Origin of the sequence: Marinobacter halodurans, from assembly GCF_004327985.1 — a bacterium.
GTDB lineage: Bacteria > Pseudomonadota > Gammaproteobacteria > Pseudomonadales > Oleiphilaceae > Marinobacter_A > Marinobacter_A halodurans.
Genome location: NZ_SJDL01000111.1, coordinates 1 through 1,977 on the forward strand (window position 1 = coordinate 1; position 1,977 = coordinate 1,977).

The window sequence follows — 1,977 nt, forward strand, 5'->3', positions numbered from 1 at the left end:
CCTGGTCGAACTCCGCATAGCCCAGGCGCCGGTCGCCGCAGACCAGTGCCTCGCGGTCCGGATGGGCCGCGGCCTGGCGTTCGAACAACCGATGCACCGGCTCCGGCTGGCCGTAGTCCACTTCGGTGGCGTTCCAGTCGACCAGTTGCGAACGATCGGCCTCGTCCAGCAGGTCGATGTCGCCCACCGCCTGCTCCGGCGCCATCAGGATCTGCCCCAGCAACCGTTCGAATCGGGCCTGGATGCGCTCGATGGTGTCGGCATCGAACAGGTCCGTGGCGTAGTTCCAGTTTCCGGACAGGCGGCCGTCGGCCTCCTCGATCAGGTTCAGAGCCATATCGAACTGGGTGCTGCCGTCGTTCAGCTCCAGCACGTCCACAGCCAGCCCCGGCAGGTCGCCCAGACCACCGTGGTCGCGGTGCTGGTAGTCGAACGCCACCTGGAACAGCGGGTTGTGGCTCAGGCTGCGTTCCGGCTGCAGGACTTCCACCAACTGCTCGAATGGCAGGTCCTGGTTGGCCTGGGTCTCAATGGCCGCCTGTCGGACCGTGGCCAACACCTCGTCGAAGGACTGGACGGCGTCCAGTTCACAGCGCAGGACCTGGGTATTGACGAAGAAGCCAACCAGGTCCTCGGTTTCGCGGCGGTTCCGGCCCGCCACCGGCACGCCGACCCGCAGGTCCTCCTGGCCACTGAGCCGATGCAGCAGTACGTTATAGGCCGCCAGCAACACCATGAATGGCGTCGCATCGTGCCGCGTGGCCAGCTCGCGCAGCCGGTCACCCAGCAGCCGCCCCAGCTGGAAGTGGTGGCGCGCACCCCGGAAGCCCTGCCGTGCCGGGCGGGGCCGGTCAGTGGGCAGCTCCAGCACCGGTTGCGCGTCGCCCAGCCGGGTACGCCAGTAGTCCAGCTGGCGAGCGCCCTCGCCGCCGGCCAGCCAGTCCCGCTGCCATACCGAGAAATCCGCGTACTGGATGGGCAGGACCGGCAGGCTCGATGCCGGCTCGCCACAGGCGGCACGATACAGCGCCACAAAATCCCGCATCAGGACCGGCACCGACCCGCCATCGGAAATGGCGTGGTGCATACAGATCAGCAGGTGCCATTCCTGTTCCCCCATCCAGACCAGGCCGACACGCCACAGGGGCTGTCCACCCAGCCGGAACGGGCGGGCCATAAAGTCCAGTGCATGAGCCCGGAAGGCGGCTTCCACATCACCGGATTTGGTCAGGTCCACCCGCTCGATCAGGACGCTGGTTGCCGGGTCAATGACCTGTCGCGGGATGGTTTCACCCTCCGGCGGCGCCACCAGGCGCGTGCGCAAGGTCTCGTGGCGTTCCGCCAGACCGTTGAGCGCCTGCTGCAACGCGCTTTCATCCAATGCGCCGGTGAGACGCAAGACGGCGGGCAGGTTATAGGCCGTCGCGCCCGGTTCCAACTGATCCAGGAACCAGAGCCGCTGCTGGGCGAAGGACTGGGGGGCGTCGCTCAGGCCCAGCGCAGGCATGGCCGCCGGTGTTGGCCCGGTCTCCAGATCGTCCAGCCAGGTGGCCATGTCCGCCAACCGGGGTGCCTCGAACACCGCCCGCAGCGGGAAGTCCACGGCCCACTCGTGACGCAGGCGCGAGACCAGTTGCGTAGCCAGCAGGGAGTGGCCGCCCAGTTCGAAGAAGTGATCCTGCCGTCCGATACGATCCTGTTGCAGCAGCGCCTGCCAGAGCGCCGCGAGGCGTTGTTCGCAATCGGTGGCGGGGGCTTCGTAATCGGTTTGACCGACGGCCAGCTCCGGCAGCGCATTGCGGTCCAGTTTGCCGTTGGGCAGCTGCGGCAGGCGCTCAAGCGTCACGACATGCGACGGCACCATGTACTCCGGCAACCGCTCCCGGAGCGTCGCCTTGATGCGGCGCTCATCCAGGTCCTCACCGGAAACGTAGCCCACCAGTCGCTGGCCAGCGGCGGTGTCTTTCACCACCGCCA

General features: G+C 67.4%; 1 protein-coding gene. It reads right to left on the reverse strand.

Annotation, left to right across the window (positions count from 1 at the left end):
- Positions 1-1,977, reverse strand: a 1,977-nt coding sequence (locus EZI54_RS23595) for a condensation domain-containing protein (RefSeq protein ID WP_242674584.1), incomplete at both ends; no start/stop codon positions are given.